The sequence below is a fragment of the Anaerovibrio sp. genome, from assembly GCF_024697385.1.
Taxonomy (GTDB): Bacteria; Bacillota; Negativicutes; order Selenomonadales; family Selenomonadaceae; genus Anaerovibrio.
Genome location: NZ_JAILFV010000092.1, coordinates 1 through 2,646, shown reverse-complemented (window position 1 = coordinate 2,646; position 2,646 = coordinate 1). Strand labels below are relative to the sequence as shown.

General features: G+C 46.7%; 4 protein-coding genes. 3 read left to right on the top strand and 1 reads right to left on the bottom strand.

Features of this window, described 5'->3' with window-relative positions:
• On the top strand, positions 1–784 hold a 784-nt coding region (locus K6C05_RS04680), incomplete at its 5' end, for an ACT domain-containing protein (protein WP_296731848.1).
• Positions 785–790: 6 nt separating this feature from the next.
• Positions 791–1,426 (top strand): MBL fold metallo-hydrolase, encoded by a 636-nt coding sequence (locus K6C05_RS04675; protein ID WP_296731846.1) that lies wholly within the window; start codon positions 791–793, stop codon positions 1,424–1,426.
• Positions 1,427–1,576: 150 nt separating this feature from the next.
• On the opposite strand, the gene K6C05_RS04670 is transcribed toward K6C05_RS04675, so the two are convergent.
• A complete protein-coding gene (locus K6C05_RS04670) occupies positions 1,577–1,894 on the bottom strand; it encodes a multidrug efflux SMR transporter (RefSeq protein ID WP_296731843.1) in 318 nt (105 codons plus the stop codon).
• 147 nt (positions 1,895–2,041) lie between these two features.
• Here K6C05_RS04670 and K6C05_RS04665 point away from each other — a divergent pair.
• Positions 2,042–2,646 (top strand): M15 family metallopeptidase (locus K6C05_RS04665; protein WP_296731841.1); only part of this gene is annotated, 605 nt, incomplete at its 3' end.

Sequence of the window (2,646 nt, the reverse complement as noted above, 5' to 3'; positions counted from 1 at the left end):
AAAGGCCAAAAGGGAAGAAAATGTGGCCCGTGGTCATGAGCTTCTGGAAAAGGAAGCCAAAAAGCTGGGCTATGAGCCAAAGAATATTCTCAGGGAGGAATGGCTCAACATTGTCTGCCTGAGGTTCAATATCAACAGCTCTGAAGATTTGCTGGCTGCCATCGGCTATGGTGGTGTCACCGTAAGCGGTGTTATTGCCAAGCTTATTGAGCTTCATAAGAAGGAAGTGAAGGACCAGACACCACCGGATGTATCCCAGATGTTGGAGCGTCTGAAGCGTCCTCATGGCACAGCCAGAAAACCAAAGGCCAGTCATGGTATATTGGTGGAAGGCGAAGGTGGCATGCTGGTGCGCCTGGCAAAATGCTGTAATCCTATCCCGGGAGATCCTATTACCGGCTTTATTACCAAGGGGCGTGGTGTATCTGTGCACAGGGCGGACTGCCCAAATGTGGATATTACATCCGGGGATGCCTCAAGGGTTATTGCGGTGGACTGGGATGTGGGCCTTGACAAGGACTATACTGTAGAGATCGAAATCCATTGTAACGATTCTGCAGGAATTTTGGCTGGCATTTTGGCAGTGCCGGCTGAGATGAAGATAAATGTCAATTCGGTAAATGCCCGTAGCAACCGGACCAACAAAACATCTATTGTGGTTTTGGGTATTCAGGTAAATGCCGCCGCGCAGGTCAATCAGATAATGACCAAGATAAGGCGGCTTAAGGATGTCTACAGTGTCAGCAGGGCCATGACCAACAATGCTGACAAACGCAACGACTGATGGAGGATGTTGATTCAGATGGAGTTTTCTGTAACTGGTTTTGAGGTGGGGCCTATAGCGGCCAATTGTTATATCCTCAAGGATAATAATTCCCGGGAGGGAATAGTGATAGACCCGGGTGGTAATCCTGATACAATCCTGGCCTCCATTAAGGATCAGGATGTGGAGGTCAAGCTGATAGCCCTTACCCATGGGCATTTTGACCATATCGGGGGAGTAAAGGAGCTGAAAAAGTCCTTGAAGGTACCTGTGGCCATTCATGCTGCAGACGGTGATATGCTTACAGATGGCAAGAAAAATCTTTCAGCATTTATGGGAGTGGCGAAGGAAATGGATGCGGCAGATATCCTGCTGCAGGACGGGGATAATATTTCCTTTGGCAGCTGCAATTTGCAGGTCATCGCTACTCCGGGCCACACCAAGGGCGGTGTGTGCTTCTATGGTGGGGGCGCCCTTTTCAGTGGTGATACCTTATTTGCCGGATCCATTGGCCGTACTGATTTCCCGGATGGAAGCCTGGACGACATACTGGATTCCATCCGCAATAAGCTGTCAAAGGTCTCCGACGCTACAAAGGTTTTTCCGGGGCATGGTCCGGCATCTGTCATGGGTGTGGAGCGGGAATCCAATCCATTTTTCTGAGATATGCAACCTGCCCGGGGATATACCGGTGTCCAATTTTGTCGGTGAAATTTAAATTATGACAGCAAAAAAGGCATGAGGAAGTTGAAAAAAACTTCTTCATGCCTTTTAGCTTGTGAGTTTGATGCGCAAATAGGGCCCGGGGCAGCATCAATTTGCCAGCAGTCTGAGCCCTATAATACCGGCAACAATCATGACAACACATAGGCCGTGGAGAGCCGTTACCGGCTCATGCAATACCAGAAGCCCAAACAAAAAGGTCCCGACAGTACCGATGCCGGTCCATATGGCGTAGGAGCTGCTGAGGGGAAGCTCCCGCAGGGCCAAGGACAACAGCCCAAAGCTTAAAATCATTAAAGCTACTGTCACTAGGCTAGGTATAGGCCTGGTAAAGCCTTCAGTATATTTCATTCCAACAGCCCAGCCTATTTCACCCAGCCCGGCTAAAAAAAGATAAATCCAGCTCATAAATATCATCCTCCCCAAAAATAAAGGCTATCCAAAATCAGGCCTTACAGCATACTTGATGCTGAACTATAATTTAAGCTGCCATTGTCCCCTTTGCCAGGGGAATCACTTATGGAGGAATTATAGCACAAAAATAGTTTTTTGGTAATGAAATCGTGGTATCATGGGATAAGGATTAATTATATTGAAGGAGAGTGTGAAAATATGGATGGCATTATAAGAAAAATAATTATTGTTATGCTGCTGATTGGCTGTGTAGCGGGCATTAATCCAAAGGAGGAGGCTGGCAGTGTTTGTTTTGGCAGCGAAGTATCAGCTGATTCCTCTGACTTTGTTAATTTGACAGAAGTAGTCCCGGATGTTATTTTGGAAATTCGATATTATTCTACCTATAATTTTGTGGGATGCCGTTTAAATGGATATGAGGAGCCATGTGCCCTGATGACAAGGGAGGCGGCATATGCCCTGAAAGAGGTTTCTGATGATTTGGTGAGTCAGGGCTATCGTCTGAAAATCTATGATGCATATCGACCACAAATGGCCGTGGATCACTTCGTAGAGTGGGCAGCAGATTTGCAGGATACCAAGATGAAGCCATATTTTTATCCAATGCTCAATAAAGATGTTTTATTTGAACAGGGGTATATTGCTGCAAAGTCCGGTCATAGCCGCGGTAGCACTGTTGATTTGACATTGTTTGATATGAAGCTGGGCAAGGAAGTTGATATGGGCGGTACATTTGATTATTTTGG

What these genes read in the sequence shown, in the direction of transcription:
- K6C05_RS04675 (WP_296731846.1), top strand. Translation starts at nt 791, where the DNA reads ATGTTGATTCAGATGGAGTTTTCTGTAACTGGTTTTGAGGTGGGGCCT.
- K6C05_RS04670 (WP_296731843.1), bottom strand. Translation starts at nt 1,894, where the DNA reads ATGAGCTGGATTTATCTTTTTTTAGCCGGGCTGGGTGAAATAGGCTGG.